Source organism: Veillonellales bacterium, from assembly GCA_039680175.1.
Classification (GTDB): domain Bacteria; phylum Bacillota; class Negativicutes; order JAAYSF01; family JAAYSF01; genus JBDKTO01.
Genome location: JBDKTO010000008.1, coordinates 54636 through 67475 on the forward strand (window position 1 = coordinate 54636; position 12840 = coordinate 67475).

The window sequence follows — 12840 nt, forward strand, 5'->3', positions numbered from 1 at the left end:
TTCCCAGTAGCCTGACTGTCTAAAGTATAACTCCTGGTTATAAATGTTACAACTTATATGATTTGTTTATGATTATATTTCTTTATATACTGTTGTTGAAAATAAAAAATGCGAGGTGATAATATGACTGCAAGTACAGCAGCCGTTACTAAGAAAAAAAGTATCGTTGATAAGTGGATGCAGGTGGCCGGTCTGCCGGCAGCTTTGATTGCCTTTGTGTTCCTGCTGACGATGCCTACGCCGGCCGGACTGCTTCTGCAAGGTAAAGCGGCCATAGCGGTATTCTTCTCAATTTTTATCCTCTGGGTAACCCAGTCGCTGCCTACCTACTTAACGTCTCTTATTGGAATTGTCCTTTTAGTCATAACAGGAGCCTGGAGCGAGAAAGAAGCGCTTGGTGTATTCGGCTTGGATGTAATGTGGGTTATGCTAATGGCCTTCTTCATTACATCGGGCATGGAAAAGAGCGGTTTTGCCAAAAGACTTGCCCTTTGGATAATATCCAAATTTGGCCATACTGCCAAAAGCACGTTGGCTACCTTGGCGGTAACTAATCTGATATTGGCTTTTTTAGTACCTTCTACTACGGCCAGAGCCACCCTGATGCTTCCGATCTCGCTTCTTATTCTCAAAGTGTACAAAGCTATACCGGGAGAAAGTAATTTTGGCAGACAATTGGTTATACAGCAGCTGCAGTTCAATAATATCTGCACAACCGGCATCTTGACCGCAACAGCACCGCAAATCATGGCGGTAGGGCTTATCAAAGACTTAACGGGTGCAAATGTTACCTGGATGGACTGGTTTGCCGCTTCCTTCCCCGTTGCCGTGCTAACGGTTCTCACATCTTTATTAATCGGTAACTTTTTATTTAAAAGCGAGGTTAAAGCTCCTCCGCTTGAGAATGGTCAGCAGCCCTCAGATGCAAAGAAAGAATTTAAGGATCAGTATAAGGCGTTGGGTAAGCTTAGCAAAAATGAGATAAAAGCGTTGATTATCTTTGCCCTTACGGTATTTTTGTGGGCAACCGACGGCCACCACTACGCCATGTTCGGAATGCAGATCAGCTTAGTGCTGGTAACCTTGATTTCCGGTATTTTATTTTTCATGCCTTATATTGGCATCGCAAATTGGAAGGATGCAAACGTGCCCTGGAATCTGGTTCTGTTCAGCGTTGGCGCATATTCCGTCGGACTGGCACTGGATGCTTCCGGCGGAGCCTCCTTTATGCTAAACTCCATATTCGGTTCGCTGAATTTAGCTTCGCTTGGATTCTTCAAATTATATGCAATCGTAATCTTTATCGCCATGTTTTCTCACTTGGTTTTTACCAGCAAAACAGTGCGCACGATTATTTTGATTCCAACTATTATCGGCATAGCAAAGGCTGCCGGTGTAAATCCTGTGGCATTGGCACTACCGGCAAGCTTTACAATCGCTGATGTAATAACACTGCCTCCCAGCAGCAAGCCGAATCTTATATTTTATAGCACCGGGTACTTTAGCGTACTTAACCAGTTTGTCTATGGCATACTTGTGCTGCTGGTTAAATGGATTCTGCTGGTAATCGCGTCGCTGACGTGGTTTAAATTTTTAGGTATTTGCTAGGGAGGAGGAGATAGCATGAAAAAATTAATAAACTGTATGACGTGTTTAATCGTAATTCTGAGCTTTACATTTACTTCAGCCGGCAGCGCATCAGCGGCGAATGACTCTTTGAAAGCCGGTCAAATACTGAACTATATGGAAACATTTACTCCTGCTGAAAATTATGATGCCGATTTGACAGTGACTGTAGAGGGAGTTTCCAATACGGCCGGTGAAGTCTATGTTTTCATGCGCCAGGCCGATATGATTCAGACGGATATGAAGGTGAAAATGGGACAGGTCACTGCAGCCGATGGCAAACCCGGCAAGGTTGGCTCCTCATCCTATCTGATATATAAAACTTCTTCGCCGGAAGAAAAGTATGCCATTGAGCTGACATTTACGTGCCGCGATTTTTATAATGGGGCTGCATATAAGCCGGATACCGGGGTTGCCGGACAGGTTTTATTAAAGTATAAAATTGTAAACACTCAAAGCTACGATATTGTGAACTACAAAGTAAAGGTCTATTTAGCCAAAGGACGGGAATTTTTACACGTTTCCTCTCCTAAGAAAAACTATCTTGTAGGCAAGGATCCCCAGTCGGATTTGCGCTATTTGGAATATGATCTTTCAGGATCGGTAGAAAAACCGGCATTCAAGCAGGCAATGGAAGTCAGCATCAATGCGGTCCACGGTACGCCGGTAAAAGGCGTTCCGGCTGGAATACTGTGGGTGGCAGCGATTGGTCTCGGCGCAGCCTTCTTCATATTGGAATACAAAAAAGTATTTAAGACTCCGTTAGCAAAATCGTAAGGCGACAGTAAAAAATTGTAAAAAAACTACGAGGTGAAACATATGTATAAACATGTGGTTTGGGATTTTGATGGAACGCTTTATAATACTTATCCCGGCATTACAAAAGCATTTTTTCGCGTTGTTACCGAAGAAAATATAAAAATTGACATAAAAGAGCTGGGGGCGCAATTAAGGGTTTCTATCGGGAACACTCAAAAACGGCTCAACAAGCAGTATGGGCTAAGCGATGATTTTGAAAAAAAATATTTGACTTATCGCAATCAAATAGAAGAAGAATGCATACCCACTTTTCCCTATGCAATTGAAATATGCCGAGCTATCTGGAAAAGCGGGAAGAAGAATTATTTATACACCCACCGCGATACAACCGCTCTGAAGCATCTTGAAAAATCGGGGATAAGAGAATGCTTTGCCGATTGTATCTCGATAGAAGATGATTTTCCCAGGAAGCCGGACCCGGCAGCACTGCTAAGTTTAGCTAAAAGGCACAACTTTTCTCCCGCCGAAGGTATTATGATAGGCGACCGCGATATCGACATTTTGGCTGGGAAAAACGCCGGCATGGCAGCATGTTTTTTTGCTGAAAACAAGACAACGGTTACTGCTTCTGACTACAATATTTATTGCTTAGAGCAGCTTTATAATATTCTTAAAATAAACAAATAAAATCTATGCCGAGCCAATAATTTTATATTGTTAAATTGCTGAGGAATAATTTGGCAGGGGAGCTGCGGAGGCAATGGCTCATTTACTGTCGAATAAAATAAAGGCTGCATCAAATTCTTTTAAGAATACGCCCTACGATTACGATAGGATAGTAAAGGGGGCGATTCCCTTGGAAAACAAGATTAAGCCCGTTGAGGCTGTTCAAAAAGCGTCGAAGCTATTTCCTGTCAGGCCGGTTGGTTTTGCCGAGAACCCAAGATATCAATCACAGCAAAAAAAGAAACGGGCGGTGAAATCTAACCGGGAAGAAGATAAACGGCAGAATCAGTCACAGCAGGCGGAAAAGACCGGAACACATATTGATTTAAATGCGTAGAAAAGAGATCCTGGTTTGAATTTTTGCAAAAAAGGAATATTCATATATTTGGTGAAATAGAACTAAGATAAAATAATAACTTTGGACTAGAGAAAAGAGAAGTCCGAATCAACATTCCGCGTGTTTGGCAGGATGTTGATTTAGACCTCTTTTTTCTTGCTCCTTTAGAAATCAGCAAGAAAAAGGTTTTCAGGAAGGGGTAATGACATGGAAAAGGCTTCAGTAGTAGTCATCGGCGGCGGAGCCACAGGAGTCGGGATCCTGCGGGATCTGGCCATGAGAGGAGTAGACGTGCTGCTCCTGGAACAGCGGGATCTGGTGAACGGCTCCAGCTCCCGCTATCACGGACTGCTGCACAGCGGCGGTCGCTATGCAGTAAAAGACGCCGCCGCCGGCAAAGAATGCATTGAAGAAAATACTATCCTGCGGAAAATCGGCAAACATTGCGTCGAAGCCACCGAGGGCTTCTTTATCCGGCTGCCGGAAGACGATAAAGCATTTGAAGAAAAATGGGTGGAAGGCTGCCGCAAAGTAGGTATTCCCGCCATACCCATCTCCCCGGAGGAAGCTTGGCGACTGGAACCCAACCTCACACGCCGGATTCAGTCCGTGTACCGGGTGCCGGACGCCGCCATCGACGGGTTCCGCATGGCTTGGCAGAACGTAGCCTCCGCCCGCCGCTACGGCGGACGGGTCAGGACCTATAGCGAAGTCGTCGCCATTGAACAAAGCAACCAGCAAATCACCGGTGTCAAAATCAAAAGTTTCCTGACCGGCGCAGTCGAAACAATCGCCTGCGACTTTATCGTCAACGCTGCCGGCTCTTGGGCCGGAAAAATCGCCGGATTGGCAGGCATCCAGGTCCATGTTCAGCCGGACAGAGGCACCCTGCTGGCCTTTAACCACCGGCTTTCCAGCCGTGTCATCAACCGGCTGCGTCCGGCCTCCGACGGAGATATTTTTGTGCCCCACGGCTCCATTACCATATTAGGCACCACCTCCTCTCCGGCCGAAAGTCCGGAAGACAACCTGCCATCCACCCAGGAAGTATTGGCGATGATGAAAATCGGTGAAGCTACCTTCGAAAACCTCGGTCAGTACCGTCTGCTTCGCGCCTTTACCGGCACCCGTCCCTTATACAGCGCTGATCCCAGCGCCAAAGGCCGGGGAGCGTCCCGAAATTTTGTCATTCTGGATCATGCCAAAGATAACCTGACCGGCTTCGCCAGCATCGTCGGCGGTAAATTCACCACGTACCGTCTTATGGCCGAAAAAATGAGCGATCTGGTATGCCGGTATTTAAAAATTACAACACCCTGCCGTACCGCCGAAGAACCCCTGGTGGAAGACGCTTCTCCCCAACTGCTGGCAAAGGCCAGACAATATTTTCCCGCCTACGGAACCGAACTGGCTGCCTCACGGTTAGGCGCCGAACGGCTGGAGAAAGTCGTCAACAGTATGGAACAGGACCCAGAAAAGCGCCAATTGGTCTGTGAATGCGAAAACGTTACTCTGGCGGAAATCGAAACAGCCGCAAAGGACAGCACCAGCTACTGCCTAAGCGATGTCCGGCGCAAAACCCGCATGGGAATGGGGACCTGCCAGGGAGCCTTCTGCATCTTCCGAAGCGTCGGCGCCGTTGACAGTCAGAACCTGGCCTGGGGCCAAAGCACCAATGATCTATTAAAAGAATTCCTCCAGGGCCGCTGGAATGGCATTCGTCCAATCCTCTGGGGCAGCGTCCTGCGGGAAATGGAATTGACCAGGGGCATTTATGAGGGAATGTTGAATATCAATGGAGTGATCGACAATGAGACAAAGTGACGTAATCGTAATTGGCGGCGGCTTTGCCGGACTCACCGCAGCGGCAGTGGCCGCCAAACGGGGCAAAACAGTGACAGTGCTGAGTAAAGGAGTCGGCACTCTGACCATCAGCGGCGGAACCATCGACCTGCTGGGCTGCGGCAGCGACGGCCGTCCCTTTGCCAGCCCGGCTGCCGGACTGGCTTTGGTCGATCCGGACCATCCCTACAGCAAAATAGGCAAAGAAGCCGTTCAGGCGGCAGTTGACTTTTTCCTTGATCTGTGCGAAACAGCCGGTTTTCCCTATCGGGGAAACTTGCAGGAAATGAAATGGATTCCCACCGCCGCCGGTACAATAAAGCCCACCTGCCTGGTACCCAAAACCATGGACACCGCGCCCCTGGCAGAAACCGATATGGTCTATGCAGTCGGCTTTCACTGTCTAAAAGACTACTACCCCCATATCGTCGCGAAGAATTTGCAAAAACTGCCGGGCTATGACAAAACCTACCACATCGCCATGGTCGATCCGCGCTTTACCGCCGGCCGGGATGTCAGCGCCCTGGATATTGCCCGGTGGCTGGATACCGAATCCGGCCGGCAGGACTGTATAGAACAACTGCGAAACACAGTGAAGCCAGGCGCCGTCCTGCTCCTGCCGCCAGTACTGGGAACCCGTCCCGACTACCAAGTCCTGCAGGAACTGGAACAGGCAGTTCGCTGCCGGATCATCGAAACCGTCGCCCTGCCGCCGGCGATGACCGGCTTTCGGCTGCGAAACCTGCTGCTGGATCACCTGAAATCAGCCGGCGTCCGCATCGTTGAGCAGGCTTTTGTTGCCAAAGCCATCGTCGAAAACGGCAGGTGCCTGGCAGTCGTCACCCAGAACAGCGACCGGGAACGGAGCTATTCGGCCCAAGCCTTTATCCTGGCCAACGGCGGTTTCTACGGCGGCGGCCTGCTGGCCGAGCCAGGAAAAGCCGTCGAACCCATCTTCCACCTGCCGGTCAAAGCCCCGGCCAGCCAGACGCAGTGGAGCAATCCCCGGCTTTTCTCCCGGGAACAGCAGCCCTTTGCCAAAATCGGCATCGCCGTCGACAGCACGCTGCGCCCCCTGGCTGAGAATGGCAGCTTGGCCCTTGAAAATGTATATATTGCCGGACGCAGCCTGGCAGGCTATGACTTCTGTTTTGAAAAATCAGGCAACGGTGTTGCGCTGGCATCCGGCTATCAAGCGGCCATGATGGTATAAGGGAGGAAAACAAGCATGAAAATACAGCATAACAATCCGGACAGCTGTACCGCCTGTACAGCCTGCATCGCTCAGTGTCCCGTTACCGCGGTTACCCGGAAATTCCGCGGACCGAAAATGGTGGGACCGGCCCTGGAACGAATGAGACTTTCCCAGGAAGATACGGAACCCTCCCTGGAATACTGCTCCAACTGCAAAAACTGCGACATAGCCTGCCCTTCCGGCGTGCCTATTTCCACCCTCAACATGCTGGCCAGAGCCAAGTCCTTTAAAAACCGCAGCCATTCCCTGCGGGACGATATGCTGGCCCATGGCGAAAAAATGGCCAAACTAGCGGAAAAAATTCCCGGCGGCGCATTTTTGGCCAACCTGGGCATGAACCTTGGCGGCAGCCTGGGCCTCATGAACCTGGCGGGCATCGCCGGAGAAAGACCATTACCATCGTATGCCGCCGAATCCTTTCTCCGCCAATTTAAAAAATTTAAACAGCAAAGCTGCCCGGATAAAGTCGTATTCTATCCCGGCTGTTTTATCAACTACAACGATCCCCAAGTGGGAATGGACTTCGTAGCCGTTATGCAGGCCAACGGCTACGAAGTTATCGTGGAAGAAGACTTTGTCTGCTGCGGTTCGCCTATGGTTGCAACCGGCTATCTGGACGAAGCCGGTGAGCAGGCCCGGACCAATACCGAACTGCTGAAAAAATGGCGACAGCAGGGCTATCCGGTAATTACCTGCTGCACCAGCTGCGGTCTGATGCTGAAGCAGGAATACCAGGAGCTGTATGATATCGAAGGAATGGCGGAAAATGCGAGGAATTTGTACGACGGCTGTGAATTTTTGCTGCTGCTGGCGGACAAAGGGAAATTGAATACCCATTTTGCCGCTCTGGAAGAGAAGGTCCTGTACCACGCTCCCTGCCATCTTCGGGCCCAGGGGTTCGGACTGCCGGCACTGGATTTGCTGGAGCTTATTCCCGGCCTTAGGGTAGAGAACGCCGGCGCGGGCTGCTGCGGTATTGCGGGCAATTACGGATTTAAAGCCGATAAATATGACATTTCCATGGCCATAGGGGAGAAGCTGTTTCAAAGGATCAAAGACAGCGGTGTGGATACGGTGGTCAGCGACTGCGGGACCTGCCGGCTGCAGATCGCCCATGGCGCTAAGGTAGAGACGGTTCATCCCCTGACTCTCCTGCGCCGGGCATATGAAAGATAACAGTTCAGTGACAGGAATTAAGGATTTCGCAGCGAATTTAAATATTTTTAATCGACGAATTTTTGAAGCATAGGCAGGTCAGATCATTATGAAATATTTTTCGGCGATGCTTGTCGTACTCTGTATGCTGCTTGGCGGGTGCCAGAATCAGCAAAATCAATATATTGATTTTAGCCGTCCCTCAGCCAACCCTCCTGTGTACAGCCGGGCAGAACAGGAACAGGGCCCGATTTTAATTGCGCTTGCCTCCGTGATGTCTCCTTATGAGACCATTAGTTATTACCGTAAAATCGCCGAACATATTTCCCGGGAAACAGGCCGGCAGGTCGTTCTCATTCAGCGCAAAACGTATGCCGAGGTGAACATGCTGCTGGCTAATGGCGATGTGGATATTGCTTTTTTGTCAACCGGTGCTTACAGTTCCTATCAGGGAATGAATGAAATCGAAATCCTGGTGATGGCGGAACATGGGGATAACGTATTTTATAATGCCGATGTCATCGTTCATACCGACAGCAGTATCAAGACGATGGATGATTTGAAGGGGAAAGTTTTTGCCTTTACGGACCCGCTGAGCTATTCGGGGCATATGGTCATTGAGGACTATTTGCGGCAGCACGGCACCAGTCCGGAAAAATTTTTTAAGCGTTATTTCTATACTTATAATCACGACAAGTCTCTCTGGGCCGTAGCCAATAAGCTTGCCGATGGGGCCAGCTTTGACAGCCAGATTTATGAATATGCCAAAGAAAGAAATCCTGAGCTGACGGCAAATATCCGCATTATTTTTTCTACCGCACCGGTGCCTACCGGTCCGGTAGTAGTCAGTAAAAGGATGAAAGCAGAACAAAAAGAACAGCTGCGCAGTATTTTTCTCAACATGTATCAGGACCCGGATACGATTCCCGCCCTGCAGGGACTGGTTATCGATCGCTTTGTCATGCCGGAACCTGAATTTTATGAGCCGTTGCGGCTGCTCTACAGCCGGATGAGTACAGCCTTATGAAAAATATAAAGCGATTCAGCATTTATTACAAAATCAATTTTATCATCGTCAGTGCAATTTTATTCCTTAGTCTGACAATCGGCCTTCTCACCATTGAAACGACCAGCAATTTGCTGAATGAGCAGATGGAAAAACGGGGGGCAGAACTGGCCTCCTATGTGGCAGCCTTAAGCCGGAACGACATTCTGCTGGATGATCATTATTCTCTGTTTGACCGGATCAATAAAACCAAGAACAATACGAAAGATGTCCGCTATATTTTGATCTCCGACTCGGCCGGGCGAATTATCGCCCACACATTTCCCGGCGGTCTGCCGGAAGGCCTGCCGCTGACTGCCGGAGCAGCACTGCCGGCGAAGAATGAGGCAGCGGACAGCAATGGATTGGAATCCGGCCTGTCCCCCGATTATGAAGTTGCAAAGTATGACAGCAATGAAGGCTCTATCCGGGAAATAACCGTACCGATCGAGAGCGGCATAGGTTTTGTACGGGTGGGAATGTCGGAAAAAGGAACCCAGCTGCTGATTCGGCAAAAGACAAATGCTGCGATCGGAATCACCTTGATTTCCTGTATCCTGGCGATGCTGGCGTCTACCTATCTGGCTCATCTTATTATCAAGCCGGTGGAAACACTGGCGGCAGCGGCAGCAGAAATCCGCAAGGGCAACTTTTCGGTACAGGCCCAAGAAACGGCGGATGACGAAATCGGTCATTTAACGGTTGTATTTAATGAAATGGTTGCCGGGTTAAAGCACAAAGAAAGTGAAAATAAGCATTTGCTGGATGAATTGCGGGAAAAGGAAGAGATGCGCACCATACTGATCAATAAGCTGATTACCATTCAGGAGGAAGAACGGAAACGGATTTCACGGGAACTGCATGACGAAACAGGCCAGTACTTGACTTCCCTATTGGCCTATTTAAAAGTGCTCATGTCGAAACTCACCAATGACACGCAAAAGACGCTGCTGCAGGGAGCCAGAGATTTGGTTATCGACGTATTGGACGGTGTGCGGAAAACGGCGGTGGACTTGCGTCCGCCGGCCTTGGATGACCTTGGTATTACGGCTGCCATGACGAAATATATTCAAAAGTTCGGTACGGAACAAAACGTTAATGTGAAATTTGCGGCACCGGAAGCGAGACTGAACCTTAGTAATGAAACCGCTCTGACTTTATATCGGATTCTCCAGGAAAGCCTGACGAATGTTGCACGGCACGCCCGGGCAACTTCCGTTTCGATTACTCTTGACTTACAGGCAGCGGCTGTTACGCTGAAAGTCGAGGATAATGGATTAGGTGCGGGTTTCAAAGAATTGGAGATCGCCCGGGCTAAAAACAGGCTGGGAATATACGGGATGCAGGAAAGAGCCGAGCTGTTGGGAGGGAAGTTGGAATTCCACTCTGCTCCCGACAGGGGAACGGTTGTTTTTGTAACACTGCCAATATAGGAGGAAAAAGGAATGGACAAACTGCGGATCTTTCTTGCCGATGATCATTCCGTGCTTCGGGCAGGGCTGAAGCTGCTGCTCAATAACGAAGCGGACTTTGAAGTTACGGGAGAAGCTGCCAATGGGGAAGAAATATTAAAATTGCTGGAAGAGCGGTCGGCTGATATTCTAATTTTGGATATTTCCATGCCGCAGATGGGGGGCTTGGAGTGTATTAAAGAAATCAAAAGCCGCGGCTACAACATCAAAATTTTTGTACTCACCATGTATGAAGACGAACAGTATGTCAAGGAAGCGATTCAGGCAGGGGCACTGGGCTACGTGGAAAAAAGAGCGGTGGATACGGAGCTCTTTGAAGCCATTCGGACAATTGCCACCGGGGCGCGGTACTTAAGCCCGCAGAATGCCAATGCGCTGATTAACAGTCTGCTCCTTGACCATGAGAAAGAAACTCCGGATGATCCCTATATTCTCCTTAGCTTCCGGGAACGGGAAGTTTTGAAATTGATGGCCCGGGGCCATTCCATGAGCCAGATTGGCGAAATGCTGTGTTTGAGTGTGAAAACAGTGGATACGTATAAGACCCGGTTAATGGAAAAACTCCAATGCACCCAGCGAAGCCAATTGGTTGAATATGCTCTTCGCTACGGGTTCCTCTCCGCAAAATCCAGATGAGAAGTTATCTTACCTGAGCTTTGCGGCTTTTTCCTACAAAATAATCAGAAAATTTCTGCTAACCATTTTTTACTGTTTGTAGGATAATAAGAAGAGATATAAAGAAAGGATTAAACCAATGCAATTATTTAACGAGATTCCCGGTGAACGGGCGCGAAAAATAGAATACATTCTTACCGATATTGACGATACCATTACGGAAAACGGCAAACTGCCGGAAGAGTCTTACACCGCATTATGGAGACTGCATAACGCGGGATATAAGATCATACCGGTTACCGGACGGCCGGCGGGATGGTGCGATCTGATTATCCGGCAGTGGCCGGTAGACGCGATTGTCGGTGAAAATGGAGCCTTTGTCTATTATTTTGCCGGCAAACAACTCAAAACCTTTACCCATCCGTCAGTAGCCGGTGGGGATATTCGCAAAAAACTGGACAAGGTCAAAAACGCCGCTTTGCAGGGCGTTCCGGGCTGCCGGATTGCCAAGGATCAGTTTTCCCGGATTTATGATCTGGCAATTGATTTTAATGAGGATCCTCCCTATCTTGGTTTTGAAGCGGCGGAAAAGATAAAAGACATCTGCGTTTCCCTGGGAGCGGAAGCAAAGGTGAGCTCAATTCACGTTAACGCCTGGTTTGGCGAATATGATAAACTATCGATGACCGAACTGTTTATGCAGCAGATATGGCAGGAAAAAAATCTAAAAGAAAAGGTGCTCTTTTTTGGTGACTCTCCCAACGATGAACCGATGTTCGCCTATTTCCCCAACAGCTGTGCGGTTGCCAATATAAAGCCTTTTGTAAATAAAATGAAGCATCTGCCGACTTATGTGACCGAGAAAGAATGCGGCTGCGGTTTTGCCGAAGCGGTGGGCCATTTGCTGTCGATAAAATGAAACCGGAAAAGATATGCATTTTTAGTAAATCAGTAGTAAGGGAAAATATAATATACCAGGGAGGGGAAAATGGGCTCACATGTGGATTGTATCGCTTGTATAGTAAACAAAGCCAACAATTTAGCCGATTTATATATAAAGGATAAGAGAAAAAAGTATGGGTTTATGCAAGCGGTGCTAACAGAAATTTTACATACCGGCTATGACCGGTCAGCTCCCTTGGTAGAAGCAAAAATGACTAGAATTGCCCGGCAAGTAACAGGCATTGAAGATTTTTACGAGCACGACAAACGTTATTTTAATGATTTGCTATTGTCATTGGAACAAGATGTGGAAACCCTGATATGCAAAGGGGAAGAGCCGCTAGTTGAAGCATTAAAGGCGGCTCTTGCCGGCAATATAATAGATTTTAGCGCTTTAAATAATGTCCCGCCCGATTTGGTAAAGGATATCATCTTTAAAACGGTGACGGAGCAGGAACTTGATTCTTGTACCTATGAGCGATTACTGGATGATTTGGCTTGTTCAACAAATTTATTATATTTAGGCGATAATGCCGGAGAAATCGTATTGGATAAAATCCTGCTCAAGTATATCAAGCGGCGGTTTCCCCATTTGAATATCGTATTTACAACAAGAGGAACACCCATTTCAAGTGATGTAACCGAAAAGGATGCCTATTATGTAGGTATTGATCAATATGCGGCTATAGTCAATAACGGGACGGATTTACCCGGTACGGATCTGCAGGAGGTTTCGGATGTTTTTAAAGATGCTTTTGAAGCCGCGGAAGTGATTATTGCTAAAGGACAAGGGAACTTTGAAACGCTTACCGATAGCGGTAAAAATATTTATTACTTATTCTTATGTAAGTGTAATGTGTTTGTAAAAAAATTGAATTTCGGACGATTTACTCCTATATTTCAGGCTGAACGTAAAAGTCAAAAGGGTCGGTAAATAGTCTTTTTGGTATGGATTAGTTTTCAGGAAAACCAAGTAAGAATACTTCTTACTTGGTTTTCCTTTGTTTTTCTTACGGGAGAATCAGTATTTTACTGCTAACAGAGTTTTCAGCATTGTGTGATAATT

At 47.9% G+C, this 12840-nt stretch carries 12 protein-coding genes; all 12 read left to right on the forward strand.

Annotation, left to right across the window (positions count from 1 at the left end; genetic code table 11):
* The first annotated feature begins 123 nt into the window (after positions 1–123).
* The 12 genes from ABFC84_01350 to ABFC84_01405 all read left to right on the forward strand — a co-directional run bounded on the left by ABFC84_01350 (position 124) and on the right by ABFC84_01405 (position 12708).
* On the forward strand, positions 124–1608 hold the full coding sequence (locus ABFC84_01350; GenBank protein MEN6411391.1) for a DASS family sodium-coupled anion symporter: 1485 nt from the start codon (positions 124–126) through the stop codon (positions 1606–1608).
* A 15-nt stretch (positions 1609–1623) separates the two neighbouring features.
* A complete protein-coding gene (locus tag ABFC84_01355) occupies positions 1624–2403 on the forward strand; it encodes a hypothetical protein (GenBank protein ID MEN6411392.1) in 780 nt (259 codons plus the stop codon).
* 42 nt (positions 2404–2445) lie between these two features.
* Entirely contained in the window at positions 2446–3072 is a 627-nt protein-coding gene (locus ABFC84_01360; GenBank protein MEN6411393.1) for an HAD-IA family hydrolase, read from the forward strand.
* Positions 3073–3145: 73 nt separating this feature from the next.
* On the forward strand, positions 3146–3448 hold the full coding sequence (locus tag ABFC84_01365; GenBank protein MEN6411394.1) for a hypothetical protein: 303 nt from the start codon (positions 3146–3148) through the stop codon (positions 3446–3448).
* Positions 3449–3655: 207 nt separating this feature from the next.
* A complete protein-coding gene (gene glpA, locus ABFC84_01370; protein ID MEN6411395.1) occupies positions 3656–5272 on the forward strand; it encodes an anaerobic glycerol-3-phosphate dehydrogenase subunit GlpA in 1617 nt (538 codons plus the stop codon).
* Positions 5259–6503, forward strand: coding sequence for an anaerobic glycerol-3-phosphate dehydrogenase subunit GlpB (glpB, locus tag ABFC84_01375; GenBank protein MEN6411396.1), 1245 nt, complete (start codon positions 5259–5261; stop codon positions 6501–6503). The genes glpA and glpB overlap by 14 nt, the downstream gene beginning before the upstream one ends.
* A gap of 15 nt (positions 6504–6518) precedes the next feature.
* Positions 6519–7721: an anaerobic glycerol-3-phosphate dehydrogenase subunit C gene (locus tag ABFC84_01380; protein ID MEN6411397.1), complete on the forward strand. Its 1203-nt coding sequence runs from the start codon at positions 6519–6521 to the stop codon at positions 7719–7721.
* 88 nt (positions 7722–7809) lie between these two features.
* Positions 7810–8727: a phosphate/phosphite/phosphonate ABC transporter substrate-binding protein gene (phnD, locus tag ABFC84_01385; GenBank protein MEN6411398.1), complete on the forward strand. Its 918-nt coding sequence runs from the start codon at positions 7810–7812 to the stop codon at positions 8725–8727.
* The gene (locus ABFC84_01390; protein MEN6411399.1) at positions 8724–10178 is read left to right on the forward strand and encodes an ATP-binding protein; all 1455 of its coding nucleotides are present in this window, start codon (positions 8724–8726) and stop codon (positions 10176–10178) included. The genes phnD and ABFC84_01390 overlap by 4 nt, the downstream gene beginning before the upstream one ends.
* A gap of 12 nt (positions 10179–10190) precedes the next feature.
* Entirely contained in the window at positions 10191–10853 is a 663-nt protein-coding gene (locus ABFC84_01395; protein MEN6411400.1) for a response regulator transcription factor, read from the forward strand.
* A gap of 118 nt (positions 10854–10971) precedes the next feature.
* A complete protein-coding gene (locus ABFC84_01400) occupies positions 10972–11751 on the forward strand; it encodes an HAD-IIB family hydrolase (GenBank protein ID MEN6411401.1) in 780 nt (259 codons plus the stop codon).
* Positions 11752–11820: 69 nt separating this feature from the next.
* Entirely contained in the window at positions 11821–12708 is an 888-nt protein-coding gene (locus tag ABFC84_01405) for an ARMT1-like domain-containing protein (GenBank protein MEN6411402.1), read from the forward strand.
* Positions 12709–12840 lie beyond the last annotated feature (132 nt).

Excerpts from the sequence above, each read along its gene's own strand:
- ABFC84_01350 (MEN6411391.1), top strand. The coding sequence starts at position 124 with ATGACTGCAAGTACAGCAGCCGTTACTAAGAAAAAAAGTATCGTTGAT.
- ABFC84_01355 (MEN6411392.1), top strand. The coding sequence starts at position 1,624 with ATGAAAAAATTAATAAACTGTATGACGTGTTTAATCGTAATTCTGAGC.
- ABFC84_01360 (MEN6411393.1), top strand. The coding sequence starts at position 2,446 with ATGTATAAACATGTGGTTTGGGATTTTGATGGAACGCTTTATAATACT.
- ABFC84_01365 (MEN6411394.1), top strand. The coding sequence starts at position 3,146 with ATGGCTCATTTACTGTCGAATAAAATAAAGGCTGCATCAAATTCTTTT.
- glpA (MEN6411395.1), top strand. The coding sequence starts at position 3,656 with ATGGAAAAGGCTTCAGTAGTAGTCATCGGCGGCGGAGCCACAGGAGTC.
- glpB (MEN6411396.1), top strand. The coding sequence starts at position 5,259 with ATGAGACAAAGTGACGTAATCGTAATTGGCGGCGGCTTTGCCGGACTC.
- ABFC84_01380 (MEN6411397.1), top strand. The coding sequence starts at position 6,519 with ATGAAAATACAGCATAACAATCCGGACAGCTGTACCGCCTGTACAGCC.
- phnD (MEN6411398.1), top strand. The coding sequence starts at position 7,810 with ATGAAATATTTTTCGGCGATGCTTGTCGTACTCTGTATGCTGCTTGGC.
- ABFC84_01390 (MEN6411399.1), top strand. The coding sequence starts at position 8,724 with ATGAAAAATATAAAGCGATTCAGCATTTATTACAAAATCAATTTTATC.
- ABFC84_01395 (MEN6411400.1), top strand. The coding sequence starts at position 10,191 with ATGGACAAACTGCGGATCTTTCTTGCCGATGATCATTCCGTGCTTCGG.
- ABFC84_01400 (MEN6411401.1), top strand. The coding sequence starts at position 10,972 with ATGCAATTATTTAACGAGATTCCCGGTGAACGGGCGCGAAAAATAGAA.
- ABFC84_01405 (MEN6411402.1), top strand. The coding sequence starts at position 11,821 with ATGGGCTCACATGTGGATTGTATCGCTTGTATAGTAAACAAAGCCAAC.